Genomic DNA, 26,362 nt, shown 5'->3' on the forward strand with positions numbered 1-26,362 from the left:
CGTTCCCCTTGATCATCGTCCTTGGGGGGATCCGGGTGTCTTGATCGTCGCGTAGCACAACGTCGTGGCCGCGACGTACCTTCGCTTCGGCCTGCGCGCGATCTGACGCCGACGGGAGCCCTCTTCGTCCGAAGAAGGCAGGTCCTATGCGTAATCGAAGATCCATCGCCGCCGCGGCGGCCGTCTTGACCGCTCTCGGCGTCACGGTCGTCATGGCGCCGGTCGCCTCAGCGGCACCAGCATTACCGGACGGGTTCGTGGTGATCGACCTGCCGTCCGGGCAGCAACCGGGTGACCTCAACGACGCGGCCTACCTCCCCGACGGCAGCGTAGTGACCACTGGCAAGAGCGGCTCCGTACGTTGGACATCAGCTGGCGGGCAGTCGAACGAAGTCGCTTCGATTCCCGTCTACACCGGGGGTTCACTCGGACTGACGAGCATCGCGGTAGCCCCGGACTACGCCACGAGCCGGACGCTCTACACCGCACGAGCAGTGACCATCGGCACCGGTGACCGCGTACTTCGTGTCAGTAAATGGCACGCACAAGGGACCGATTCACCCACCGCACTCATCGACGAGTCTGTGGTCCTCGAGTTCCCAGCGAACTCCGACAACAGGGGAATCCAAGACCTCGCGGTGGACCCGACGGGCAAGGCCATCTGGATCGCGGTCGGCGACAACGCCACCGACGACACCGTCGACACGTTCGCTTTGCGTGCGCTGGATCCGAATCAGCCGACCGGGAAGATCCTGCGCGTGGACCCGAGTGGATTCGGCGTCGCGGACAATCCCTTCTACGACCCCACGGAGCGCGCCTCCTGGCGAAGCCGAAATTACCTCAGCGGCCTGCGGGATCCCCGGGTCGCGCTCGACCCGCGTGGCGGTGTGCTGGTCACGGACACCGGCCGGACCGCGCCTCACGAGGTGAACATCGCGTTCCCCGGGCAGAGCGCGAAATGGCCCTGCTGGGAAGGGAACTCCAGAACACTTGGCTATCAGGACCTTCCCGAGTGCGCCCGCGTGACGAACACCGCGCCGACGTTCGAGATCGGGCCGAGCGCCGGCGGCACGGTCAGTGGCGCCATTCGCTACAGCGGGGAGTCGTACCCTGAGGCGTACCGCGAAAGCCACTTCGTGGCCGACAAAGGCGCGGGAACCCTGTCGACACTCAGGTTCAACAGTTCGGCGCAGACCGTGAACCCGCCCGCCGTCTTCGCCTCCGCGCTCGGGAGTCCCGTCTCGATCACGACGGCTCCCAACGGGGACATCGTGGTGGCCGACGCGGGAAGCTCGGCACTGCGGCGGCTGAGTTACCGTCCAGGCAACAAGGCCCCGGTGGCGGATTTCACCGCCACTATCGATCCCGCCACGCGCACGGTTTCGTTCGACGCGAGTCTCTCCACGGATCCGGACTTCGACCATCTCACCTATCAGTGGGACTTCGGTGACGGCGGAACCGGCGAAGGGCGCACCGCGCAGCACGTCTACGACTCCGAGGAGGTGAAGACCGCCACCCTGAGAGTGAAGGACATTCACGGCGTCGTGGCCACTTCGACCCAGACGATCACCCCTGGTATGGCCGGTCCGACGGTCACTCTGCTCCCGCCGATCCAGGGCACGGTGTACTCGTCGAGGGACACGGTCACGATCTCAGCGGAATCGGACGACCCCATCGACGGTCCGATCACCGTCAGTTGGAAGGCGGAGCAACGACGTTGCCCCGCGGACAGCAGTTGCACCATCACTTTGGTCCGTACCGGCACCGGATCGCCGTTCAAGGTCGACTTCCCGGAGGAGACCGACAGCAGCCTCGTGCTCACCGGGACCGTGACGAACGGCCGAAACGTCGTGGCCAAGGCAAGCTATGTGGCCCAGCCGCGCCTCGCCCGGCTCACGGTCGTCGGCTCACATCCGGCACAGCTCACCGTCGAACCGGGCCGCAGCGCCAACCGCATGGTGACGGCCGGCTCCCCGCTGCGGATTTCGGCACCCCACACCGCACTCGACGGGGCGGGATTCCGTCGGTGGGCGGACAGCTTCAGCACCAATACCCATAGAGAGATCCGGATGCCCGCCGGGGACCTCACCCTCCGCGCGGACTACCTGTCTCCCATCGAAAAGCGCTATTCGGAGGAATCCGCCCTGCGCACGACGCTGGGCGCCCCCGTAGGACACGAGGTCATCGAGAGTCCCGGACGCTGGCAGGCCTACGCCAACGGTCGGGTCTACTGGACCTGGCAAACCGGGGCGAAAGCCGTCTACGGCCGGATCCACGACAAGTACATCGCCTTGGGCGCGCATGTCTTTCTCGGCGCTCCGAGCGTGGACGAGTTCCCGGGCAAAGCAGGGAACGGACGCTTCAGCCACTTCACAGGCGGGCCGACGACCGGTGAGGGGACGATCTACTGGACACCCGATTCCGGCGCGGCCGTGATCTACGGCCCGGTCCGCGACAAGTGGATCGAGACCGGATCGGAAGCCGGCATTCTCGGCCACCCGACCACCGACCAGGCGACGACCCCGGACGGTGTCGGCCGCTACAGCCACTTCGTCAATTCGTCGATCTACTGGACGGCGGAGACCGGGGCGCACTTCGTGATGGGCGCGATCCGGGAGAAGTGGAAGGCCCTCGGATGGGAAAGGTACTTCGGCTACCCGACCACCGACGAGACCGGAACCCCGGACGGTGTGGGCAGGTACAACCACTTCAGCCAGGTCGGGTCGATCTATTGGACGCCGTCCACAGGCGCTTATGAGGTCCATGGCTGGATCCGTGAACGCTGGGCAGCCGTCGGCTGGGAAAACGGGCTCGGCTACCCGACCACCGACGAGACCTGGACGCCGAACGGCACTGGTAAGTACAACCACTTCCGCAAGGGGAACGAGGAACACTCGATCTACTGGCGATTCGGCACCAACAGCGCATTCGACGTCCGAGGCGCGATTCGCAACCGCTGGCGGCAGCTTGGCTGGGAGACCTCGTATCTCGGTTTCCCGACCAGTGGTGAGTATGACATTCCCGGTGGCAAGCGCAGTGACTTCCAGAACGGCTACATCGTCTTCACGGCCGCGACCGGCGCGGTGCTGGACCGTCGTTACTGAGTGAGAACGCCGGTGCGGCCCCGCGAGGAGTCGCACCGGCGTTGCCCTACAGCCGTCCGCCCGACGTCGTGTCGCCGGAAAGGCGTTGCGCCAGATAGACCGGCACCGTCGAGGCCAGGATCAGCACCGCGGCCACGACGTTGACGATCGGGGCCTGGTTCGGCCGGAACAGGTTGTTCAGGATCCAGATCGGCAGGGTCTCCAGGCCGGTCCCGAGGGTGAACGTCGTGACGATGATTTCGTCGAACGACAGCGCGAAGGCGAGCAGGCCGCCGGCCAGCAGGGCCGAACGCAGCATCGGGAAGGTCACCAGCCGGAACGTCGTGAGCCCGTCGGCGCCGAGGTCCATCGACGCCTCTTCGAGGTTGCCGCCCATGCGCCGCAGGCGGGCGACGACGTTGTTGAACACCACCACGATGCAGAACGTCGCGTGCGCGACGATCGCGGTGAACAGGCCGAGATCGATGCCGAGGATCGTGCGGAAGGCGTTGTTCAGCGCGATACCGGTGACGATACCGGGCAGCGCGATCGGCAGGATGATCAGCAGCGACACCTGGTTGCGGCCGAAGAAACGGTACTTCTGGAGTGCGAACGCCGCCATCGTGCCGAGCACCAAGGCGATCGCGGTGGCCGCGAGTCCTGCTTGGACACTCGTCCACAGCGCGTTCAACGCGCCTTCGTTCTCCGCGGCCCGGCCCCACCATTCGAGGGTGAAGCTCGACGGCGGCCAGCCGAAGGTGGTGTCCGCGTTGAAGGAATTGAGCAGGACCACCAGCAGCGGGAAGTAGATGACGCCGAGGCCGAGCACGAGCGCCGCGAGCAAAAGGTATTTGGTCGTCCGGGAAAGCCGCATCGCGCGCTCCTACAGGTTGTCCAGCGCGCCCGTGCGGCGCACGGCGGCGAGGTAGGCGAGCATGATCACCACGGGCACGGTCGCGACGGTCGCCGCGAACGGGAGGTTGTTGGCCGCGCCGATGTTGTCGTAGACGACGTTGCCGAGCATCTGCGACGTGCCGCCGACGATCTTCACCGCGATGTAGTCGCCCAGCGACAACGAGAACGTGAAGATCGAGCCGGCGACGACGGCCGGGAAGGTCACCGGCAGCACCACCGAGCGGAACGTCCGGAACGGCCGGGCGCCGAGGTCGCCCGAGGCGTCCACCAGGGAGTTCGGCAACCGTTCCAGGCCCGCGTAGATCGGCAGGATCATGTACGGCAGCCACAGGTACGACAACGTGATCACGGTCGCGAGCACGCCGTAGCCGGGAGTATCCAGGCCGAACGGGTTCAGCAGCCAGTGCAGGACTCCGTTGCCGGACAACATGGTCCGCCACGCGTAGGCCTTCACCAGGTAGCTCGCCCACAGCGGCGTCATGACGGCGATGACCAGGAGGCGCCGCGCCCTCGGTGAGGCGAATTTGGCCATGTAGAACGCCATCGGGAAGGCGATGATCGCGGTGACCACCGTGACCAGCGCGGCGATCCCGACCGTCCGGAAGGTGATCGTGCGGTACACCGCATCGCTGAAGAGGGTGACGAAGTTATTCAGCGACCACTCGGTCACGACCTGGCCGGTGAAGACGTCGGTGCTCCAGAACGCGGTCACGAACAGCGCGGCCAGCGCGCCGAGGTAGGCGAGGCCGAGCCACAGCATCGGTGCGGAGAGCAGGAGTCCCAGTCGCAGCCTGGGTTTGCGGTACAGGAAGGCGGAGGTTTTCCGCCTCGGCGAATCGAGGGTGGTCGTCATCGTCTCCACCAGGTGAGGGATGGGACCGGGAGCGGCCGGAGTGGGGGCCCACCGGCCGCTCCCGGAGTCGGGAGGTCAGCCCTTGATCTCGGTCCAGGCGCGGGTCCACTCGCCGTAGTCCTTGCACTTGACGTCGGTGCGGCCGTCGAGACACTGCGCGATCGGCGTCGTCCAGTACTGGATCTTCGAGGCGTACGCGGCGTCACCGGCGTGGAAGGTCTCGCAGTGCGCCTTGTTCTTGGTTTCGGCGCACGCCTTGGGGTTCGAGGGCGATTCACCGAAGTACTCGGCCACCTGCGCGTTGGCCTTCGGGCTGACGATGTGGTTCAGCCACTTGTAGGAGCACGTCTTGTGCGGGGACTTCGCGCCCACCATCCAGGTGTCCGACCAGCCGGTCGCGCCTTCGGACGGCAGCACGGATTCGACCGGCGCGCCCTCGCTCTTGGTCAGGTTCACCGTCACCTGCCATGCGGTGCCGACGACGGCGTCGCCGCTCTTGAGCGCCTGGCTCTCCTTCAGGTAGTCCGACCAGTACTCCGCCACCATCGGCCGCTGCTGCTTGAGCAGATCGACCGCGGCCTGGAACTGCTTGTCGTCCAAGGCGTACGGGTTCTTGATGCCGAGTTCGGGTTTGTGCGTCTGCAGGTACAGCGCGGCGTCGGCGATGTAGATCGGCGAGTCGTAGGCGGTGATCTTGCCCTTGTACGGGCTGTTCGCGTCGAACATGACCGACCACGACGTCGGCGCCGGGTTCACCTTGTCGGTGCGCCAGGTGAGGAGGTTCGCGCCCCAGCCGTGCGGCACGCCGTAAGAGACGTTGTTGACGCTGTTCCACGGGCGGTTCTTGAGGAAGTCGAAGACGTCGGCGTAGTTCGGGACGAGCGCCGTGTTCACCGGTTCGACGTCGCCGGACGCGATGAGCCGCAGCGATGCGTCACCGGAGGCGGAGATGACGTCGTACTGTCCGGTCTTCATCAGGCTCACGGCCTCGTCGGAGGTGCCGAACGCCTTGACGTTGACCTTGCAGCCGGTCTCCTTCTCGAACCCGGTGACCCAGTCGACGGCCGGGTCGTTGGAGCCGTTCTCCGCATAACCGGGCCAGGCCAGCACGTTGACCTGGCCTTCCGGCTGGCCGAGCTGCGCGAGAGCGTCGAGCTTCGGCGGGGTGAAGCCCTGTCCGCCGGGCGCGGCGGCCGTCGAACTGGATCCGGACGTTCCGCAGGCGGCCACGAGCAGGCCGGCGCCGAGCAGGCCGGCGAGCGCGAGTTTCCTGTTCTTCATTGAACAACCTTTCGGTACAGGGGGAGAACTAACCGGCTTCGGGGACGCGGAAGCTGTGTTCGTGCCGCCAGCTCAGGCGGACACGGCCGCCTTCGAAGTCCGCGGGTTCGGCGGTGTTCTGCCGGACCACGGAGAGCTGGCCACCGGCGTCGAGGGTGACCTCGTAGCGCACGGTCGCGCCGGCGTAGACGGTTTCGGTGACGGTGCCGGTGGCGCTGGTCTCGCCGACCTCGGCGGATTTCGAGAGATCGGCGTCGATGCGGATCTTCTCGGGGCGGATGCTGAACACGCCGGGTTTGCCGATGATGTTCTCGGCGCCGCCGCCGCTGAGCAGGTTCGAGGTGCCGACGAAGCCGGCGACGAACGCCGACGCCGGCCGCTCGTAGACCTCGACGGGTGAGCCGACCTGTTCGATGCGGCCGGCGTTGAACACCGCGATGCGGTCGCTCATCGTCAACGCCTCGTCCTGGTCGTGGGTGACGAAGATGAAGGTGATGCCGACCTCGCGCTGGATCTGCTTCAGCTCGCTCTGCATGGTGTGGCGCAGTTTCAGGTCGAGCGCGCCGAGCGGTTCGTCGAGCAGGAGCACCTTGGGCCGGTTGACCAGTGCCCTGGCGAGGGCGACCCGCTGCCGCTGGCCGCCGGAGAGCTGGTCGGGTTTGCGCTCGCCGAACTCGCCGAGCCGGACGGTGTCGAGGGCTTCCTTCGCGCGTTGACGGCGCTCCGCGCGAGGGACGCGTTTCACCCGGAGGCCGTACTCGACGTTCTGCTGCACGGTCATGTGCGGGAAGAGCGCGTAGTCCTGGAAGACGGTGTTGACGTCGCGGTCGAAGGGGGCGAGGCGGCTGACGTCGCGGCCGTGCAGTTCGATCGTGCCCGCCGTCGGGAGTTCGAAGCCGGCGATCATGCGGAGCACGGTCGTCTTGCCGGAGCCGGACGGGCCGAGCATCGAGAAGAACTCGCCGGGCGGAATGTCGAGGTCGACGCCGTCGACCGCGTGCACCTGGCCGAACTCCTTGCGCAGCCCGCGCAGCCGGATGGCCGGAATCCCGCCTCCACCTGCGGAAGTGGTAGCAAAGGTCCCTTGCTCCCCCGCGGCGGCGGTGGGTGCTTGATGAGGCATGGCGTGCCTTTCGGTGGTCGTCACAGCGCGCTCATCACGTGCTTGACGCGGGTGTAGTCCTCGAGGCCGTACAGCGAGAGGTCCTTGCCGTAGCCGGACTTCTTGAAGCCGCCGTGCGGCATCTCGGCGACCAGCGGGATATGCGTGTTGATCCACACGCAGCCGAAGTCGAGCTTCCCCGCCAGCCGCATCGCCCGCTGGTGGTCCGTGGTCCACACCGACGACGCGAGCGCGTACTCGACGCCGTTGGCCGCGGCGAGCGCTTCGGCTTCGGTCTCGAAGCGCTGCACGGTGATGACCGGGCCGAAGACCTCCGTCTGGCTGATCTCGTCGTCTTGCCGGACGCCGGAGATCACCGTCGGTTCGTAGAAGTAGCCCTCGTCCCCCTGCCGCTTACCTCCACAGTGGACTGTCGCGTGCGCGGGCAGGCGGTCGACGAAACCGGCGACCCGGTCGAGCTGGGCGGCGTTGTTGAGGGGGCCGTAGGTGACCGACGTGTCGTCGGGCTTGCCGGTGATGGTCGCCCGCGCCTGCCGGGTGAGAGCGGCGACGAAGGTGTCGTGGACCTCGTCGGCGACCAGGACCCGCGTCGCCGCCGTACAGTCCTGGCCCGCGTTGAAGTACCCGGCGGCCGCGATACCTTCAGCGGCCGCTTCGATGTCCGTGTCGGCGAAGACGAGTACGGGCGCTTTACCGCCGAGCTCCAGGTGTACGCGCTTCACGTCCTTCGCGGCCGAAGCGGCGACTTCGATCCCGGCCCGCACGGAGCCGGTGATGGACACCATCGCCGGGATCTCGTGCTCGACGAGCGCCCGCCCGGTGTCGCGGTCGCCGCAGATCACGTTGAGCACGCCGGGTGGCAGGAATCCGGCGCAGATCTCGGCGAGGAGCAGGGTGGACGCGGGCGTCGTGTCGGCCGGTTTGAGCACCACGGTATTCCCCGCGGCGAGCGCGGGCGCGATCTTCCAGACCGCCATGAGGAGCGGATAGTTCCACGGCGTAACCTGCGCGCACACGCCGATCGGTTCTCGGCGGACGAAAGAGGTATGTCCTTCCATGTACTCGCCCGCCGACCGTCCTTCGAGGACACGCGCGGCCCCCGCGAAGAACCGCAACTGGTCGACGATCATCGGCAGTTCTTCGGCCGCGGTGAGCGCGACCGGCTTGCCGGTGTTCGCCGATTCGGCGAGCACGAGTTCGTCCGCGCGCGCTTCGACGGCGTCCGCGATCTTGAGCAGCGCGAGCTGGCGCTGCGCGGGCGTGGTCTCGCGCCAGGTTTCGAAGGCGGCGGCAGCGACCTTGAGCGCGCGATCGACGTCTTCGGGGCCGGCGACGGCGGCGGTGCGATACGGGCGGCCGGTGACGGGATCGACGATGTCGGCGACCTTGCCCGACGCGGATCCGGTGTACTCACCGCCGATGAAGTGCTTCAACTGCTGCACGAGACCTCCAGGGGCCTGGTGGCGTGAGGTGGTAGCAAAGGTCCCTTGCTCCCTTGTGGGGCGGCGAGGTCGCTAAAACATATAAGTCCAGATGTTAAATGACAAGACGATGGGGCAAGATTGCTTCCATCGGGTAGCGGTACGGGTGAAGGGCCACCATGCGTAAGGGGATGTCGCACAGCGCGCGGTCAGCGATGTTCGCTCCGCTCGACCAGATCGGCCGGGCGGAAGCGGTCACGTCGCGGCTGGTCGACGCCATCACGCTCGGACTGCTGGCCGATTCGGAACAGCTGCCGAGCGAAGCCGAGCTGGCCGCCCAGTTCGGCGTCTCCACCGTGACGGTCCGCGAAGCGCTCGTGGCCTTGCGACAGCAGGGCCTTGTCGAGACGCGACGCGGCCGAGGCGGCGGAAGCTTCGTGAAGACGCCTGCCAACCCTTCGGCCGCTTCGTGGCGAGAGCGCCTTCGCACGGTCTCGCTGTCCGAGCTCCGCGACGTCGGCGATCACTACCTCGCCATCGCGGGCGCCGCGGCCAAACTCGCCGCCGAGCGGAGTTCACCCGAGGACATCGAGCGGCTCGAACTGGCGACCGAGGACATCCGCACCGCCACCGGCGCGGAAGCGTCGCGCGCCGAACGCCAGTTCCATCTCGAAGTCGCCGCGGCCGCTCAATCGCCGCGGCTGACCAGAGAAGAAGTGCAGCTGCAGAGCGAACGCGGGGGATTGCTGTGGCTGCCGCTCGAGCCACACGGCACCCGCGAGAACGCCTACGCCGAACACCGCGCGATCGCCGCCGCCATCGCGCAGGGAGACGGCGAGCTGGCCAGAAAGCTCACCGAGGAGCACATCCTCGAAGCGATAGACCGGCTGGCGGACGTGCATTTAGACCTTCTGGCCCCTTAAGCTGCGACATCCGCGCATCCGAGGTGAGCATCGTGAACGACACACCGTCCGCCGGTTCCGAGGTCGTCGAACAGGTATCCACCCTGGTCGAGGACGTCTTCGGCCGGCTGAAGCCGCTGCTGGCCGGCGCCGAGGGGCTCCTGGCCGCCTCCACCGATGCCACCGCCGACGACCTGCCCCGCCTCCGGCCGCAGGTCTTCGAGGTCCTCGGCGGCCTGGTCGTCGGCGCCGGGTTCATCAGCGCGCCGAACGCGCTGGCCGATCAGGAATTCGGCTTCGAATGGTGGACCGAGACCGGGGACGCCGAGCCGGTGCAGCTGGTCATCAGCCTCGATCCGGACAGCGAGAACTTCCTGGACTACACCCGGCAATCGTGGTTCACCGTCCCGCGTGACACGGGCCGCCGCCATATCAACGGCCCGTACGTCGACTACCTCTGCACCGACGAATACACGCTGACCTTCACCGTGCCCGTCCAGCGCGAAGGCGCTTTCGCGGGAGTCGTCGGCGCGGACATCTACGTGCGCGAGGTCGAGCGCCTGCTGGCACCGAAACTGCGCGCCCTCGGCGGCCGCGCGGCGCTGGTCAACGCCCAGGGCCGGGTGATCGTGTCGAACAACGCACGGCAGGCGACGGGCTCGCTCGTCCGCGAGGTCGACGTCCCGGCGTGGTGGTCCGCCGGTGCGGAGCCGGTCACGACGGAGGCCGGCACTCAGTTGCGGCGCTGCGGGGACTCGCCGATCGCGTTGGTCAGGTCCGAGCGCTGAAGGACGCCATACCCGCGTCAGATGCGGGGAAAGCGCCCTTCACCGCGTCGTACGCGGGGAAAGCGTCCTTCAGCCCCCGCTGACCTGCAGCGCCAGCCAGAATTCGGCGCGCACGCCAGGGGAATCGAGATCACGGCCGGTCAGTTCGGCGACCTTGCGCATGCGGTTGCGCAGGGTGTGGCGGTGGACGCCGAGCCGCGCGGACGCCAGATCCCAATGACCGTGATGTTCGAGCCAGCAGGTCAGCGAGGCGACCAGTTCACCTCTGCCGGTTTCGTCGTGGTGCCGCAATGGTGCCAGCAGATTGTCCGCGAACGCTTGCGCCGCTTGGGAATCGACCATTTCCAGGAAGCCGCGCCCGGCGTGTTCGGCGAACCGGACCAATGGGGAACGCTCGGCCTTCGCCGCTTCCGCCGCCTGCCGCGCCTGCCGCAGCCCCACCGGGAAGTCGACAGTGGACACTGGTTCGGACAGCCCGGCGTGCAAGCCGCCGATCCGGGACGCGTGGCGGGCGACCGTCTCCACATCGCCGAAAGCGAGCACGAACGCCCCGGACTCGCCGAAGAACGCCTTCTCCCCCGGCACTTCGGCGTCGAGCGCGTCGGCGAGCGACCGGCGCGCGCTCGCCGGACCGGCGACGGCCAGCACGGACCACGGCGCCTCCGGGACACCGCCCCAGAGCGACTTCATCGTCCGCGTGGCGAGCTCGGCGTGACCGGCGGCGAGCAGGTCGCACAGCCCCGACCTCAGCCGCCGCAGGGCGCCGCTGTGTTCACGGTTCTGTTCCAGGGCAAGGGAAAGCAAGGACACCGCGGTATTGACGATATGCTGCCCTGCCGCGTCGAGCGGCTCACGCGTGCCGACGGCGAGCACACCCCGGGCACGCGTGTCGAGCGTCTGCAGGACGACCTCGTACTCCCCCGCCACCGTCACCAGCGTGCCCGCGCGCAGCCGCGCGAAATCGTCCCGGAGCTCGTCGGCGAAGGGTCTCGCCGAGGGCGAAGCCTCAGCGACCGCACCGGACGAGTCGAGCAGAAGCACCCAGCCGTCGACCAGCTTCGCCAGTTTCCGCACCACCCCACCGGGGCCACCTTTGCCGACCGCGGTCCTGGTCAGCTCCTGCTGCCCCTTGCCGGTGCGTACGAGCGAGGCGTACTCGTCGGCCGCGACCGCACGGGAGACCGCGCGGGTGATCGCGATGAACGGCGTCTTCCTCGGCACTTCCAGCACCGGGAGGCCGACCTCTTCGGCGGTGTCCACAAGCGACTGAGGAATGCTCTCGTGGCTGAGGCCGACTCCGAAACCGAGCCCCGCCACGCCCGCGTCGACCAGCCGCCGGATGTACCCGGGTGACGTGGTCTCATCGAGCGCGAGGCCGGTGGTCAGCAGCAGTTCGCCCCCTTCGAGGAAGGCCTGCGGATCGGTCAGTTCGGTGGGATGGACCCAGCCGATCGCGCGGTCGAGCGCCGCCTCGGCCGCGCGCACCCGCAGGCCGAGCGGGTGTTCCGCCGCGAGGGCGGCCAGCGTCAGTGCCATGTTGTCCAACTCTACGCCTCGATATCGACAAGATGTCGAGCTGACGCCGCCCGGTGCGGCTCCCATCCTGGAGGGCGACCACCGTCCCTCGCGTCCGCAGGAGTCTGGCCGTGACCGCCACCACCGAAACGCAGCGCAGGCTGCGCACCGAGATCCCCGGCCCCGCCTCGCGCGCCCTGCAGCAACGGCGCGCGGCCGTCGTCGCCGCCGGCGTGAGCTCGGTGCTGCCCGTCTACGTCACCTCGGCCGAAGGCGGCCTGCTCACCGACGCCGACGGCAACGTCCTGATCGACTTCGGCTCCGGCATCGCGGTGACCAACGTCGGCCATACCGCCCCCGCGGTGGTGGAGCGGGTCCGCGAGCAGGCCGGCCGGTTCACGCACACGTGTTTCATGGTCACGCCGTACGAGGGCTACGTCGAGGTGTGCGAAGCACTCGACAAGCTGACGCCGGGCACGCACGAGAAGCGTTCGGTGCTGTTCAACTCCGGCGCCGAAGCCGTCGAGAACGCGGTGAAGATCGCCCGCGCCGCGACCGGACGCCAGGCCGTCGTCGTGTTCGACCACGCCTACCACGGCCGCACCAACCTGACGATGGCGCTGACCGCGAAATCCATCCCCTACAAGCACGGTTTCGGCCCGTTCGCGCCCGAGGTCTACCGGGTGCCGGGGTCGTACCCGTACCGCGACGGCCTGTCCGGCCCCGAAGCCGCCCGGATCGCCATCGACCGGATCGAGAAGCAGATCGGCGGCGACCAGGTCGCGGCCGTCGTCCTGGAGCCGGTGCAGGGTGAAGGCGGCTTCATCGAGCCCGCCCCCGGTTTCCTGTCCGCGCTTTCGAAGTGGTGCACCGAGAACGGCGTCGTCTTCGTCGCCGACGAGGTGCAGACCGGTTTCTGCCGCACCGGGGAGTGGTTCGCGTCCACGCACGAAGACGTCGTGCCCGATCTGATCGCCACCGCGAAGGGCATCGCGGGCGGGCTGCCGCTCGCCGCCGTCACCGGCCGCGCGGAGCTGCTCGACGCCGTCCCGCCGGGCGGTCTCGGCGGCACCTACGGCGGTAACCCGATCGCGTGCGCCGCGGCGCTCGGCTCGATCGAGATCATGCGTCAGGAGAACCTCGCGGCGTCGGCGAAGCGCATCGAAAACACGGTCCTGCCGCGGCTGCGCGCACTGGCCGAGGAGACCGGCGTGATCGGTGACGTCCGCGGCCGCGGCGCGATGCTGGCCGCCGAATTCGTGAAGCCGGGCACCACCGAACCCGACGCCGACCTGACCAAGCGGGTCGCGCAGGCCTGCCACCAGGCGGGCGTCGTCGTCCTCACCTGCGGCACCTACGGCAACGTCGTCCGTCTGCTGCCGCCGCTGTCCCTGTCCGCCGAACTGCTCGAAGAGGGCCTGTCGGTCCTGGAGCACGCTGTCCGCACGGAGGCTTCCAAGTGACCACATTCCCTTACTGGGTGGCCGGAAAGCCGGTCACCAGCGACGAGACCGTCGTCGTCCGCCACTCCTTCGACGGAAGCGAGGCCGGCTCGCACCACGTTCCGTCCACTTCGGACATCGAAGCCGCGGTCCAAGCCGCGCACGACGTCCAGGACGAATTCGCGACGCTGCCCGCACACGTCCGGGCGGGCGCGTTGGACCACGTGTCCCGAGTTTTGGGTGAGCGGTCCGAAGAGCTGGCGCAGCTGATCACCGCGGAGTCCGGCAAGCCGCTGAAGTGGGCGCGCGGCGAGGTCGGGCGCGCGGCGTCGACGTTCCGCTGGGCCGCCGAGGAGGCCCGCCGGTTCTCCGGTGACCTGCAGCGCCTCGACACCGACCCGGGCGGCACCGGACGGCTCGCGCTCGTGCGCCGTGTGCCGAAGGGCCCCGTGCTCGGCATCACGCCGTTCAACTTCCCGCTGAACCTGGTGGCGCACAAGGTCGCGCCGGCGATCGCGGTCGGCGCGCCGATCGTGCTCAAGCCCGCGCCCGCGACACCGCTGACCGCGCTGCTGCTCGGCGAAATCCTCGCCGAGACCCAGCTTCCCGCCGGCAGCTGGTCGATCCTCCCGGTGAGCAACGAGGAGTCGGCGAAGCTGGTGGCCGACCCGCGGCTGCCGGTCGTGTCGTTCACCGGCTCCGTGCCGGTGGGCTGGGGAATCCGGGACAGCGTGCCGCGCAAGCATGTCGCGCTGGAACTCGGCGGCAACGCGGCGGTGCTCGTCTGTCCTGATTGGACGGATCTGGACTTCGCGGCGCAGCGGATCGCGACGTTCGCGATGTACCAGGCCGGGCAGTCGTGCATCTCGGTGCAGCGGGTGTACGCGCACGCCGACGTCTACGACGAGCTTCAGGCGAAGGTGCTGGAGCAGGTGCGCGCGCTCGGGACCGGCAACCCGCGCACGGACGGCGTGGACGTCGGGCCGCTGATCAACACCGACGCCGCTTCCCGGGTGGAATCGTGGATCACGGCGGCGGTCGACGCCGGCGGCGAACTGCTGACCGGCGGAAAGCGTGACGGCGCCACCGTCGAGCCGACCGTGCTCGCGAACGTGCCGGAGGACGCGTCGGTGATGGCCGACGAGGTCTTCGGGCCGGTGGTGTCGATCACCCGGGTGGACTCGGTGGAAGACGGCGTGCGCCGGATCAACGACTCGCGCTTCGGCCTGCAGGCGGGCGTGTTCACGCGCGACCTGCCGACGGCGTTCGACGTGTCCGCGAAGCTTCGTGTCGGCGGGGTGCTCGTCGGCGACGTGCCGAGCTTCCGGGCCGACCAGATGCCCTACGGCGGCGTGAAGGACTCCGGCGTCGGCCGCGAAGGCCCGGCTTCGGCGATGGCCGACTTCACCGAAGAGCGCGTCACCGTCCTGACCGGCCTGACCCTCTGACCAGCCCGCGTTTAGTCCTCTGGATGCGCTGGTTCGCGACGCGAACTACCGCATTCAGAGGACTAAACGCGTGAGGTGGGCGTGCGCTTCGACGAGCGAAGGGCCGTACCAGGTCAGATAGCGCCCGGAGACCAGGACGTGCTTCGCGCCGGGGAACGCTTCGGGGCCGTCATCCGCTGTGAACTCGTACGGCTCGTCGGGCAACACGAGCAGGTTCGCGTCTCCGGCGGCGAAGCGCGCTTGGAGCTCGTCGAGCTTCGGGCGCGGGTAACGCTCTTCGTCGTCCGCGTAGACGTTGCCGATCCCGACGCGATGCAGGACGTCGCCGCCGAAGGTGTCCCGGCCGAGCACGATCCACGGCTTCCGCCAGACCGGCACGACCGCGCGGAAGCGCTCCGGCAGCGTCTCCCGCCAGATCTCCTCCGCCTCGACCAGCCACTCCGGCTCGGCGAGATCGTAGGCCTGCGTCAGGATCCGCCGGATCGAGGCGAGCGCGCTGGGCACGGTCGCCGACGCCTCCATCACCCAGACCGGGATCCCGTTGGCGCGTAAGCGTTCCACGTCCTCCGGCCGGTTCTCCTCGGAGTTGGCCAGCACCAGGTCCGGTTCGAGTTCGAGCACCTTGTCCACGTTCGGGTACTTCGAGCCGCCCACCCTCGGGACGTCCAGCTCCACCGGATGGGTGCAGTAGTCCGTGGCGCCCGCGAGCCGTCCCGGCGCGCTCACCTCGACGGCCTCGGTCAGCGACGGCACGAGCGACACCACCCGCGACGCCGGTTCGCGCAGCGGGACCACTTCGCCGAGGTCGTCGATCATGCCCGCTCGAACGACAGTTTCCGCTTGTCGACGTCCACCGCGGTGAGCCGGACGCGGATCCGCTCGCCTTCCGGCGGCTTCTCGCCCGCGCATTTGCCCATCACCGGCGGATTCTCGATCAGGATCTCCGATTTGGCGTCGTCGGCCCGCAGCACGATCGCGTCGAACTCCTCGCCGATGTGCTCGGCCATGACCCAGGCCTCGACCTGGTCGATGCAGGCGCGTTCGACCTTCGCGGCCAGCGTGTCGGACGCGGTCATCTGCTCCGGCACCTCCGCGAGCGCCGCGCGGACCCACTCGGGCACTTCGCGGCCCGCGCTCACGGCGAGACAGATCTCGGTGGCGAACCGGTCGACCAGCCGCCGGATCGGCGCGGTGACGTGGGCATACGCGCCGCCGATCCCGGCGTGCGTGGTCAACGCGGGCAGTTCGCCGTCGAACGCGGTGTACCCGGCGCCGCGCAAGAGCCTGGTGGTGTCGGCGAAAAGCGCCATGGACGCGGGCTGGCCGGGGTCGAGCGCGGCCAGGAACTCCGACACGCTCTTGCCCTCGGGCCAGTCGATGTTCAGCGCCTGCGCGGACCGGCGCAGCCATTCGACCGCTTCGGCGTCGGGCTGGGGCAGCGTGCGCAGAACCCCGATCCCCGCACCGATCATGATCTTGGCCGCGGCCATGCCGGTGAGCAGCGAGATCTCGGCGTTCCAGGCGTCGACGTCGTTGCGCGGCCGCTGGATCAGCGCCCAGCCGCCGTCGGGGTCGCCGCTGATCTCCTGCTCTGGCAGCTGCAGTTCGACCGCGCCGCGCCGGATCGCGAGTTCGCGGCGTAGACGGCCCAGCTCCGGCAGCGCGGCGACCGAGGGATGCGGATCGCCCGCGTCGATCGAGGCCTGGACGGTCTCGTAGTCGAACTGTTCGGTGGACCGGACCAGTGCCCGGCGGACCTTGGTCGCCGTCGGCTCGCCGTTCGCGTCGACGTCGATGGTCCACAGCACGGCGGGCCGGGTCTCCCCCGGCAGCAGACTCGCCGCGCCCTCGGACAGCACCGGCGGGTGCAGCGGGACGTTCCCGTCGGGCAGGTAGAGCGTCTGCCCGCGGCGGCGTGCCTCCTTGTCGAGCGCGCCACCCGGCGGGATGAACGCGGCCAGATCGGCGATCGCGTAGTGGACCCGGAAGCCGCCGCCGTCGACGCGTTCGATCAGCACCGCCTGGTCGAGGTCCTTGGCGCCGGGCGGATCGATGGTGACGAAGGGCAGACCGGTGGCGTCCTCGCGTTCCCCTGCCGACTCGAGCGGGTCGACGACCGCCGCCTCCGCCTCGGCGAGCACGTCGGGCCCGAACGACTCCGGCAGCGCGAACTCGGCGCGCAGGTGACCGAAGTCCCCTCCGGCCGCGTGTGTCCTGATCACGAGTGGAGGCACCACCCAACCCTATCCCGATCCGGCGCCGTTGATCGCCCGTTCGGGTGCGGGCCGGTCGGGTGTACGTTACGGATCGAAATGAAAACCGATACCCTTTTCAAAACGACAGGAAGGGCCGTGGCGTGAAGATCGCGTTCGTCGGGAAGGGCGGCAGCGGCAAGACCACGCTGGCGTCGCTGTTCACCGCGTACCTGGCAGGCGACGGGAAACCGGTGCTGGCGATCGACGCGGACATCAACCAGCATCTCGCCGTCGCGCTCGGCGCGAGCGAGGAAGAGGCCATCGCGTGGCCGACGCTGGGCGACAACATGGGCCTGATCAAGGAGTACCTGCGCGGCGACAACCCGCGGATCGCCGACGCGGCCTCGATGATCAAGACGACGCCGCCGGGGCGCGGGTCACGGCTGGTCCGGCCGTTCGAGGACAACCCGATCTTCGAGGCGTGCTTCCGCGAGTTCGGCGGCGTCCGGCTCGGCGTCACCGGGCAGTTCGACGAGGACGACCTCGGCGTCGCGTGCTACCACTCGAAGGTCGGCGCGGCGGAACTGCTGCTGAACCACATGATCGACGACGCGGGTGAATACGTGGTCATGGACATGACCGCGGGCGCCGACGCGTTCGCGTCCGGCCTGTTCACGCGGTTCGACGTGACGTTCCTGGTGTGCGAGCCGACGGTGCGCAGCGTCGGCGTGTACCGGCAGTACGCCGACTACGCGCGGGACTTCGGGGTGCGGCTGGTCGTCGTGGGCAACAAGGTGACCGAGGACGAGGACATCGAGTTCCTGCGCGAAGAGGTCGGCGACGCCCTGCTGGGCTGGATGGAGAACTCGCGGCACGTCCGCGCCGCCGAACGCGGCCGCGCGCGCCCGATCGGCGAACTCGAGGCGCACAACCTCGCGACGCTGGGCTCGATGCTCGCGACCGTCGACGGCGAGCGACGCGACTGGGCGCGTTACCAGCGGCAGGGCGTCGAGTTCCACCTTCGCAACGCGCGGGCTTGGGGCAGCGGGCGGGCAGGCGAGGACCTCACCGCGCAGGTGGACCCGGAGTTCGTGCTGGGGCCGGCGCTGGCTGGACAGGACGCCTGATCTCCTCGTGAGTGGTGAGGACGGTTCTAACCGTCCTCACCACTCACGAGACGCGCCCCACCACGCCGCCGCCGGCGGGTCAGTCGCCGTTCCACTTGGCGTCTTCGGCGTCGGCCTGCCTCGTGCGTTCCTTGGCGATTTCCAGGGCGCGCCTGGCCGTCGCCTCGTCCGGGTACGGGCCGAGGAGATCGATGCTCCGGCCTCGTTCCAGATGCTCGACCTGGTTCGTCTTGGTGTTGAAGTACCAGCCCTGATCCGGGTTCGGGTCGCTCGACATACGTCAAGCCTGACATCACCGGGACGTCCTGTCATCACTTGCGATAGCGGTAGGGGATCTCCGTGGGATCACCGGTCGGGCCGAACTCGCCGCCCTCTGGCTGGTCCACCTTCGAGCTTTCGGGCACGTTCTCGGCGAGCTCGTCGAACCAGCCCCGGTGCATCGGAACACCACGCGGCGGGGTCGCCGGTTCCGGCGCGACGGGGACCCCCTGCGGAGGCGACACCGGCTGCGGCACGGGCGGCATCGCGGCCGACGGCGGAGCCGTGACAGGCGGCTCCGGCTCGGCCTGGCTCGCCGCGGCGGGCTGCACCTCTGGAGTGGCCGGAGGGGCGCTGACCGGCGGCGGCTGCATCCGGGAGGGCTGGGGCAGCGGAGGCGGTGCCTGGGACAGCGGCGGCTGGGCCGCAGGCGCCTGGGGCGCCTGTTGAGAAGCAGGCGTAGGAGTCAGAGGCGCGGCAGCCTGCGGGGCAGGCGCCTGAGGCCCAGGAGTCTGAGAAGCGGGCGCCTGAGGTGCGGGCGCCTGCGGAGCCCCGTGATTGCCCGGCAACGGCGGAGCGGGCGGCCCGGAAGGCGGCGTGACCGTCCGCCACACCGGCGCGGGTCCGATGTTCATCGGCGCCGGAGCACGCGGCGGCTGCCCGGTCGCGGGCGGCGCGGCCTGCGAAGGCGGGGGAGGCGCCTGACGCTGCGAAGGCTTCGGGATCGGGTCCAGGCATGAGACGAGCACGGTGGTGTTCGCCGGGTCCTCGACCTTCCGCCCGCTTCGCTCGCGGTAGATCATCTCGCCTTCGGTGTCCATCTCGACCAGGTAGCCGGCCTCGGCCAGCTGCTCTTCGTCGAGATCGACGAGTTTTTCGTAGCGCGACGGGACGACCCGGTAGATCGGCCAGGCGAGCCGGCCGTTCTCCTGGTGGAACTGGGCCAGCAGGGCGGCCATCTGCTGCTGCCAGGGCAGCGACATCCCCTCGGCCAGCGAACGCGGCAGCACGACGTAGCCCGGGTCGACGCCCGGCCAGCCCTGGTTCAGCTGGTCGGCCAGCGGCGTGCTCGACGCCGGCCGCGCCGCCTGCCGTGCGGGCTGGGCGGTGCCGAAGAGATCGCGGGGATCGACCTCCGGGCCGCCTCCCGCCGCGGGCTTGCCTCGCCTTCCGAATTTCCGTGCCACGTTCTTCATCCTCTGCCAGTGTGCGGCCGCTCGCCGGTGGACAGGCCGCCACTTCGGGTGAATCCGATGGTCCCGCGATCGCGATACCACGCTTTCACCATGCTAAACGCCAGGACGGACCGCCTGCGCCACCACTTCGGCCTCGTCGAAGGAGAAGTCGCGGATGTGCACCGGCACCCCGGTCTGCTGCGCTTCGACGATCTTGCCGTCACCCAGGTACATCATCACGTGGTGGATGGTCGCCGGATTCGACGGCACGGTGGCGAGGAACAGCAGGTCACCCGGCTGCGCCTGCCGGACCGGCAGCATCGCGCCCGCCTTGTACTGGTCGCGGGAGACCCGCGGCAGGATGATCCCGGCCGACTCGTAGGCCCGCAGCATCAGCCCGGAACAGTCGTAGCTGTTCGGTCCGGTCGCGCCCCAGATGTACGGCTTGCCCTGCTCGGCGAGGGCGAACTTGATGGCCTGCGCGGCCGCCTGGCTCGGCGGCACGACACTGCCGACGCTCGTACCGCAGCCGACGACGTCGACGATCTGGCCCTCGTTCTGCACGAGGAGCGCCGCCATCGGCTCCCAGTTGTGGTACCGGTCGGGGAAGCCGGACCGCTCGACGCGCTGGGCGGCGTCGCCGGGCCGCATGTTCTCCCAGTCCGGCACCGCGAGCAGCACGTCGAAGAACTTGTTGACCTGGTACGGCGGGTCGGTGACCTGCGCGACGGTGCCCCAGCCCATCGACGGGCGCATCTGGAAGATGCCGAGCGAGTCGCGGTCGCCGTAGGTCAGGTTCCGCAGTTTGGACTCGGTCATCCCGGCCTGGATCGCCACCTGCCACGCGCGCGGGGACAGCGTGCGCTGCTTGCCGATCGAGATGATCAGCGCGACGATCCCCTTCTGTTCCTCGTCCAGCTTGTTGATGTCCGAAGAACCGCGATCGGTCTGCCCCGGCAGGGTCGGCCCGATCGACGCGTCGCAGGAGGTCTTGACGACCCCGCCCGACTGCGCCTCCACATGATCGGTCACCACCTTGGTGACCGTGCTCGTGGTGACCACCGCGGCGAAGACCGCGGCGATCAGCACGCCGACGATGATCCCGATCTTCATCGGGTCAGCCCGCTTGCGTGTACTTGGTGACCCGCCATCCCGGGTTCGTCTTGACGACGGTGACCCGGACCTTGGGCCCGTCCGTCGGGACGTCGACCTCCATCGACCCGGCCAGCGAGGACGCGACCTGCGGTTCCCCGGTCACCCTGGTCGCGGTGATGTTCGCCGGATCCACCGACGTCATTTCCCCGGCCAGGTACTCCTCGGTGGTGTACGGCTTCAAGCCGTTCAGCCACTGCTCGGTCGTCGTGCCGTCGGGATGATTCGCCCATGCCGTCACCCACTCCTTGGCGACCCGGACCCCGTCCTGGTCGGGTGGCGCGGAAGACGGCGGCGGCTGGGTGGTGAGCCTCGGTGGCAAGGTCGACGTCACGGTCACCGGCGCCGCGACGCCGGTTCGCGAGGTGGACGTCGCCGAGGCACCCGGGCCGTTGGCCGTCTGTCCCGGTTTTCCGATGGCCTTGGGCAGCAGGATGCCCAAGGCGGTGAGCACGACCGCGAGGATCACCAGCGTGCCGACGAGGTGGCGGGGCGAGCGAAGCGGCCAGCCCCACAGTCTGCGGTAGACCGCGGTACGCCCGCGGTTGGTCCGGATCGGCATGGGTCACCGGCCCACTGCGTGGTCTGTGTCCCGGACTTCCTCACGGACCTCCAGCCCGCGCGACGGCCGGTACAGCACGAAGACCGGCTTGCCCGCGACGACTTCGGGGTCGACCCGGCGCGGGCGCGGGGTCGACGGCCCCGCCTGCGCCGGCACGGCACCCGAATAGTCCGGCGTGGTGTAACCGCCCCCCGCGGAGTTCATCCGCGACGGCACCACGACGGGCTCCGGTTCGTCGCTCCAACGGCGGTCGGCGACCGGCGAGGTGTCGACCCGGCGGCTCGGGACCTGGATCGGGCTCCGCCCGCCCGAGGTGAACATCGAGTCGCCGGGGTTGCCCGCGGACGGGTTGTACTGGCCGAACACGGGAACACCTCCACCGCCACCGGCGGGCAGCGCGGGCAGCCCGCCACCACCGCCGACGGCGCCCGGCCACGGCGCTCCCGACCACGCCGCCGCGGGGCGGATGGCGCCGGAGCTGTTGTCGAGCCGCTGCGAGCTGGCGAAGATCGTCGCCTCGGGCCGGAACCGCCCGCCGCCGACCGTCGCGCCCACGGGACCGCGAAGGTCCCCGTCGACGACGTCGTCGGTGTCGCGGACGTTCTGCCAGAAGGCGTCCTGCGGGGTCTGTTCGTTGTTCTTCTTGCGGAAGCGGGAGAAAAGCCCGCCGCGCGGCGAGGGCATCGCGCCGCCGACCATGCCGACGGACATCTCGACCATCTGCCACAACCGGCGTACGGGACGGCCGACCATGAACAGAAGCACGGTGATGATCGCGGCCAGCACCATCTTCGTCAGCAGGGACAACGAGTTCCCGGCGGTGAAGATCGCTTCCAGGAGCAGCGTGTGCACGCCTGCCAGCACCGAGAGCACCATCAGGTTGAAGGCGACCGCGCCGACCACCTTGAGGATGCGCTGCATGATCTGCGGCTGCAGCAGCGCGATCAGGCCGATCAGCGGGGCCGTCAGGACGAAGATCCTGATCAGCACCTGCGCGAGCAGCACCGTCGCCTTGGCCAGCAGCTGGAACAGCGAATAGAAGATCCCCTGGCCCAGTGAGAGGAACCCGGCGCCGACGCGGCTGCCGTCCTCACCGGTGAAATACCCGGTCGCGGGGCCGAGTTTGGTGGAGATGTCCTTGAACGCCGCCTTCTTGGAGTCCACCAACGCGGCATCGGCGTCCCCGCCCTGCTGGATCTGAATCCTGGTGAAGGCCCGCGCGTCAAGGAGGGCGGGACCGTACTGGATCGCCTGCGGTGCGTCCGGGCTGCCGAACTCCCCGCGAAGCCAGTTGTCGTAGACGACCCGGCAATGCAGTTCGGTCGGGACCCGGTCCCACGGCTGGCGCGCCGCGACGGCCTCCGGAGTCGCCTGGCACGGCTGCGCGGCGGGTGGCAGTGGCTCGGATGACGGTGGGGTCTTGGGCTCGTCGATGAACCCGGCCTGGATGTTGGTCGTGGTCTGCACGATCGCGTTGTCGATCGGATCGAGGAACCGCAGCAGCGCCAACGACGACGCGGCCAGCCAGACCGCGGCCAGCCCGAGCAGCGCCCGTTTGCTGACCGCCGCGAGATCGCCGCGCCAGATGTTGCGGAACAACATGATCGACATGATCAGCGCGGCCAGGCCGAACAACTGCGCGTAGATGTTGTTGTAGACCTTCTCGGCCCCGGCCTTGACGGCGTTGTACAGCGGGCTGAGCAGGCTGCCCTGCATCACCGAATAGTGCAGCGAGTTCGTGGCACCGACGATGTTCTTGCCGATGTTGAACAGCTGGTTGCCCGCCCAGGTGTCGATCGTCGAGTTGGGCGAGGTGATCCCGGCGAGCGGGCCGCAATCGGTTTCGAAGGTGTCCCAGACGTGTCCGGCGTACCCGTAGACGTTGTACGGGCTGCCGCCTTCGCCTCGGGCGATCGTGGGCGGGTCGAGCGCGCCGACCATACCCGCGCCGGGCCGTTCCGGGTTCGGCGCCTCACCACAGGCCGCGGCCGACGCCGCCGGGGCGGTCGCCACGGCCTGCAGGCCCAGGATCAGCACGACGACGAACATCGTCGCCCGGCGGCTCGGTCTGGTCTTGCCGGGCCGCGGCCCCTCTTTCAGACGGCGGCGCAGCGCGTGCCAGCCGGCGGCGAACGCGAGCACGGACGCCAGTGTCAGCACCGTGTTCATGCGGCATCCCTGCCGGTGCCACCCTTGCCGGCGCGCGCGTGCTCGCCTTGACCCCCGTTACCGTTATGTCCATTTTGGACGGCGCCCTGGACTTCGCCGGTCTCCGCGGCGAGCGGATCCGGCGCGCCCAGCATCTGCTCGTCGGTGAGGCCGACTTCGAGTTCGGCCGCGAGCTCGAGGTCCTCTTCGAGTTCGAAGTCGTCCTCGGGCGGTGTCGGAACGTACTGCTTCTCCTCCGGGACCGCGATCTCGTTGCCCGGCTTCGACGGTTTGGCGTCGGCAGAACCCGGCGTGGTGTCCATGACCCGGCGCAGATGGTCCAGGTGCGGGCCGGAGAAGTCGACGCGGATCCGCTCCACCCCGCCGGCGCCGTCACCGAAGATGAACTGCCGCGGCTCGACGTCGCGCTGGATGTCGCGCTGCGAACCGGGACGACGGCCCAGCGCCGCGACGACCTGTTCGTAGCCGACGCCGACCGGGACCTTCAGCAGGCGCAGCGCGTCGGCCTGGGCGTCGTCGTCGTCGAGACGGCCGACGAACACCGAGTCCAGCAGCGCCACGAAACCCTGGATCTTCAGGAAGTCCGCCGGGATCTGCGAGGACAGCAGCACCCGGACGTTCCACTTCCGCGAGTCACGGGCGAAGCGGTTCATCAGCACGCGACCGGTCGGGACCTCGGAGAGGAAGAACGCCTCGTCGATCCAGACGCCCTTGCGCAGTTCCTTCGGCTTCTCGTACACCGACCGCTGCGTCAGCCAGGCGGCGAGGTTCAGCATCTCGACGCCGAGCGATTCCGCGTCCGTCCAGTACTCGCGCGGGACGCCGTCCTTGGGCAGCGTCAGCCCCGCCATGGTCAGCACGGTCATCCGGTCGTCGCGAGTCTCGGAATACGGGTCCGCGTCGGTTTCCGGGATGAGCAGCGCCATCCGCTCGCGCATCTCGTCGAGGAAGTCCGCGACGACGACGGCGTGCTCGTGGTGCTCGCTGGAGTCCCGGCGCAACGCGTCGATGACCTGGCCCGGGTCCGCGTCGAACCGGCCGCCGACCGCGCGGACGGCGCGCAGCAGCACGATCCGGGTCTGCGCCATCCGCGAGACCTCGTATGGCAGGACACCGGTGAGGACGTCGAGCACGAGACGGCGCCGGGTCGCGCCCGCGAGGGCCTTCTCCCGCCGCCACGACCGCTCGGGATCGTCCTCGTCCATGAAATGCTCGATCTGCGGCTCGGCGACCACCCGGTACGGGTTGAGGATGCCGGGCTGGGCGTTGAGCAGGTTGATCGGCCGCGCGTACGGGCGCAGCTCGGGCAGGTCGCACAGCCGCGACAGCGGGCCCGAGGGGTCGAGGATCGTCCAGTGCGCGCCCGCGCGGAGCGTCTTGTAGACGATGCCGCCGCCGAGGAACGACTTGCCGCCACCGAGGCCGGCGACCATCGCCGTCAGGCCGGAACCGTCGCGGATCTCCTGCGCCATCCACGGATCCCACGCCACCGGGCGCCGGGTCGCGGTCACCGTCTCGCCGAGCAGGATGCCGCGGCGGTCGCCCACCTCGGCCGTCGCCGTCGGCACCGCCGAGGACGCCCACACGACCGAGCCGCGGCGCATGTACGCCGCCGAGGCCAGTGGCTCACCGGGGATGAACTCCCTGGCCAGCGCGTACTGGGCCTCGGGATGTTCGACGGCGATCTTCGGCTTGTAGAGGTCGAGAAGCTGCTGGGCCAGCCGCAGCGCGTCGCGCTCCGTCGGCCCGGACACCGCCAGCCGCCACCACGAACGCACACGGGTGGCCAGCGCGGTGAAGCCCGACGTCATCTCGTCGTCGATCTCCAGCACCCGGCCCGCCTGGCGCGCCAGCGACTGCGGCGGCTCCAGTTCGTGCTCGTCGGTGTAGTGCTTGACCTGCGAACGCACCTTGTTCATCTGGCGCTGCAGCTCACCGGCGACCTCTTCGGGGCGCCGGACGTAGATCCGCGCGGACACCTCGACCGCGGCGGGCAGCCGGTCCGCGTGCTGGATCCACGGGTCGTCGACCTCGGGGATCTGCAGGCCGTGCATCTGGCCGACGGTGAGGACCGCGAGATGCCGCGAGACCCCGGCGTTCGACCCGGTGCGGCCGCGGACGGTGACCGTCGGCGCGTACGGCTCGGCGTGGAAATCCGCCGCGTCGGTGAAGCTGGCGAGATCCTCGGGCTCCCAGGCGGCGCCCGGGACCGCGGGCATGTTGCGCGGCGCGGGCAGGCCCAGCGAGCACGAGCGGTGCATCAGCCAGGACATCTCCTCGGCGTGCACCGGACGGCCTTCGAGCCCGGCGGAGCCGATCACCTGGTCGAGGTGTTCGACCTCGGAGTCGAGCGCGGCCAGCTCGGCGTCGACGGCCTCCGGGAAAACCTTGCGCAATACCGGGGCGGCGCTCTCGACCGCGCGGTCGATCATCCGCCTGGTCTGCACCTGGACGCCGAGATAGACCTCTTTTTCGGCCATCGAGCGGCCCATCAGCTGCTGCTGCTCGCCGATGAGGTAGTCGTCGAAGGACAGCGCGCCCTGGACGTCCTGGGGCCGGCCGACGGCGTTGTGCACGTGGGCCTCGGCCCACATGCGGATCGGGTACGGCCGGTTGGTCACGCGCAGGTGCAGCCAGCGGCCCTGGAGCTCCGCGTACTGCCCGGCGATGGCCGCGATCAGGTCGCGGCGCTGCGAGTCCGACCGGAACGACCAGCGCTGCGGCGCGAGCCGGTACCAGGCGTACACCTCATAACCGGTGCGTAACAGGTGCCCGTCGATGCTTCGCGCCGCTATCGACGGGGTATACGAGGGTATGGCCGCCTCGCCGGGCAACCGCCTCCCCTTGCCGGCCTTCTTGGGCTGCGCGGAGCGGACCTGCTGGGGCGGGTTCCAGGCCCCTTGCTGCAGGTCTCGATCACGTTTTCCTCGGCTTCCGCCGCGACCGAACAACG

The 26,362-nt window shown here is 69.2% G+C and carries 20 protein-coding genes; 6 read left to right on the top strand and 14 right to left on the bottom strand.

What is annotated here, in order from left to right:
• Positions 1-146 precede the first annotated feature (146 nt).
• Entirely contained in the window at positions 147-3,104 is a 2,958-nt protein-coding gene (locus MJQ72_RS35425) for a PQQ-dependent sugar dehydrogenase (protein ID WP_240595416.1), read from the top strand.
• 46 nt (positions 3,105-3,150) lie between these two features.
• Here the strand turns inward: MJQ72_RS35425 and MJQ72_RS35430 are convergent, their stop codons facing one another.
• From MJQ72_RS35430 to MJQ72_RS35450, 5 genes are all read right to left on the bottom strand, one after another.
• A complete protein-coding gene (locus MJQ72_RS35430; protein ID WP_016331598.1) occupies positions 3,151-3,957 on the bottom strand; it encodes an ABC transporter permease in 807 nt (268 codons plus the stop codon).
• A 9-nt stretch (positions 3,958-3,966) separates the two neighbouring features.
• Positions 3,967-4,851, bottom strand: a complete 885-nt coding sequence (locus MJQ72_RS35435; RefSeq protein ID WP_240595417.1) for an ABC transporter permease — start codon at positions 4,849-4,851, stop codon at positions 3,967-3,969.
• A gap of 75 nt (positions 4,852-4,926) precedes the next feature.
• Complete coding sequence (locus MJQ72_RS35440) at positions 4,927-6,132, bottom strand: ABC transporter substrate-binding protein (protein ID WP_240595418.1); 1,206 nt, start codon at positions 6,130-6,132, stop codon at positions 4,927-4,929.
• A gap of 28 nt (positions 6,133-6,160) precedes the next feature.
• Positions 6,161-7,255 carry an ABC transporter ATP-binding protein gene (locus tag MJQ72_RS35445; RefSeq protein WP_378372496.1) on the bottom strand — a complete coding sequence of 365 codons (1,095 nt, stop codon included), beginning with the start codon at positions 7,253-7,255 and terminating at the stop codon, positions 6,161-6,163.
• A 20-nt stretch (positions 7,256-7,275) separates the two neighbouring features.
• A complete protein-coding gene (locus MJQ72_RS35450) occupies positions 7,276-8,697 on the bottom strand; it encodes a gamma-aminobutyraldehyde dehydrogenase (protein ID WP_240595420.1) in 1,422 nt (473 codons plus the stop codon).
• A 158-nt stretch (positions 8,698-8,855) separates the two neighbouring features.
• Here MJQ72_RS35450 and MJQ72_RS35455 point away from each other — a divergent pair, with 158 nt between their 5' ends.
• Entirely contained in the window at positions 8,856-9,599 is a 744-nt protein-coding gene (locus tag MJQ72_RS35455; RefSeq protein ID WP_038518834.1) for a FadR/GntR family transcriptional regulator, read from the top strand.
• Positions 9,600-9,631: 32 nt separating this feature from the next.
• Positions 9,632-10,366: a cache domain-containing protein gene (locus MJQ72_RS35460; RefSeq protein WP_240595421.1), complete on the top strand. Its 735-nt coding sequence runs from the start codon at positions 9,632-9,634 to the stop codon at positions 10,364-10,366.
• Between the two features lie 69 nt (positions 10,367-10,435).
• On the opposite strand, the gene MJQ72_RS35465 is transcribed toward MJQ72_RS35460, so the two are convergent.
• Positions 10,436-11,902 carry a PucR family transcriptional regulator gene (locus tag MJQ72_RS35465; RefSeq protein WP_240595422.1) on the bottom strand — a complete coding sequence of 489 codons (1,467 nt, stop codon included), beginning with the start codon at positions 11,900-11,902 and terminating at the stop codon, positions 10,436-10,438.
• Positions 11,903-12,012: 110 nt separating this feature from the next.
• On the opposite strand from MJQ72_RS35465, the gene gabT reads away from it, so the two are divergent.
• Entirely contained in the window at positions 12,013-13,344 is a 1,332-nt protein-coding gene (gene gabT, locus MJQ72_RS35470; protein ID WP_240595423.1) for a 4-aminobutyrate--2-oxoglutarate transaminase, read from the top strand.
• A complete protein-coding gene (locus tag MJQ72_RS35475; protein WP_240595424.1) occupies positions 13,341-14,771 on the top strand; it encodes an aldehyde dehydrogenase family protein in 1,431 nt (476 codons plus the stop codon). The genes gabT and MJQ72_RS35475 overlap by 4 nt, the downstream gene beginning before the upstream one ends.
• Before the next feature lie 54 nt (positions 14,772-14,825).
• Here the strand turns inward: MJQ72_RS35475 and MJQ72_RS35480 are convergent, their stop codons facing one another.
• Together MJQ72_RS35480 and MJQ72_RS35485 are read right to left on the bottom strand one after the other, a co-directional pair.
• Positions 14,826-15,587: a helical backbone metal receptor gene (locus tag MJQ72_RS35480; RefSeq protein ID WP_240595425.1), complete on the bottom strand. Its 762-nt coding sequence runs from the start codon at positions 15,585-15,587 to the stop codon at positions 14,826-14,828.
• A complete protein-coding gene (locus tag MJQ72_RS35485) occupies positions 15,584-16,993 on the bottom strand; it encodes a ribonuclease R family protein (RefSeq protein ID WP_240601497.1) in 1,410 nt (469 codons plus the stop codon). Before MJQ72_RS35485 ends, MJQ72_RS35480 begins: the two co-directional genes overlap by 4 nt.
• Before the next feature lie 134 nt (positions 16,994-17,127).
• Between MJQ72_RS35485 and MJQ72_RS35490 the strand changes: the two genes are divergently transcribed.
• Positions 17,128-18,093, top strand: a complete 966-nt coding sequence (locus MJQ72_RS35490) for an AAA family ATPase (RefSeq protein ID WP_240595426.1) — start codon at positions 17,128-17,130, stop codon at positions 18,091-18,093.
• A gap of 79 nt (positions 18,094-18,172) precedes the next feature.
• On the opposite strand, the gene MJQ72_RS35495 is transcribed toward MJQ72_RS35490, so the two are convergent.
• From MJQ72_RS35495 to MJQ72_RS35520, 6 genes are all read right to left on the bottom strand, one after another.
• A complete protein-coding gene (locus MJQ72_RS35495) occupies positions 18,173-18,370 on the bottom strand; it encodes a hypothetical protein (protein WP_016331585.1) in 198 nt (65 codons plus the stop codon).
• Positions 18,371-18,404: 34 nt separating this feature from the next.
• The gene (locus tag MJQ72_RS35500; protein ID WP_240595427.1) at positions 18,405-19,538 is read right to left on the bottom strand and encodes a hypothetical protein; all 1,134 of its coding nucleotides are present in this window, start codon (positions 19,536-19,538) and stop codon (positions 18,405-18,407) included.
• Between the two features lie 102 nt (positions 19,539-19,640).
• Positions 19,641-20,639: a C40 family peptidase gene (locus MJQ72_RS35505; protein WP_240595428.1), complete on the bottom strand. Its 999-nt coding sequence runs from the start codon at positions 20,637-20,639 to the stop codon at positions 19,641-19,643.
• Positions 20,640-20,643: 4 nt separating this feature from the next.
• Positions 20,644-21,240: a hypothetical protein gene (locus MJQ72_RS35510; protein WP_240595429.1), complete on the bottom strand. Its 597-nt coding sequence runs from the start codon at positions 21,238-21,240 to the stop codon at positions 20,644-20,646.
• 3 nt (positions 21,241-21,243) lie between these two features.
• Positions 21,244-23,409, bottom strand: coding sequence for a magnesium transporter (locus tag MJQ72_RS35515; protein ID WP_240595430.1), 2,166 nt, complete (start codon positions 23,407-23,409; stop codon positions 21,244-21,246).
• Positions 23,406-26,360: an ATP-binding protein gene (locus MJQ72_RS35520; protein WP_240595431.1), complete on the bottom strand. Its 2,955-nt coding sequence runs from the start codon at positions 26,358-26,360 to the stop codon at positions 23,406-23,408. Before MJQ72_RS35520 ends, MJQ72_RS35515 begins: the two co-directional genes overlap by 4 nt.
• Between the last annotated feature and the right edge of the window lie 2 nt (positions 26,361-26,362).

The sequence above is a fragment of the Amycolatopsis sp. EV170708-02-1 genome (assembly GCF_022479115.1).
Taxonomy (GTDB): domain Bacteria; phylum Actinomycetota; class Actinomycetes; order Mycobacteriales; family Pseudonocardiaceae; genus Amycolatopsis.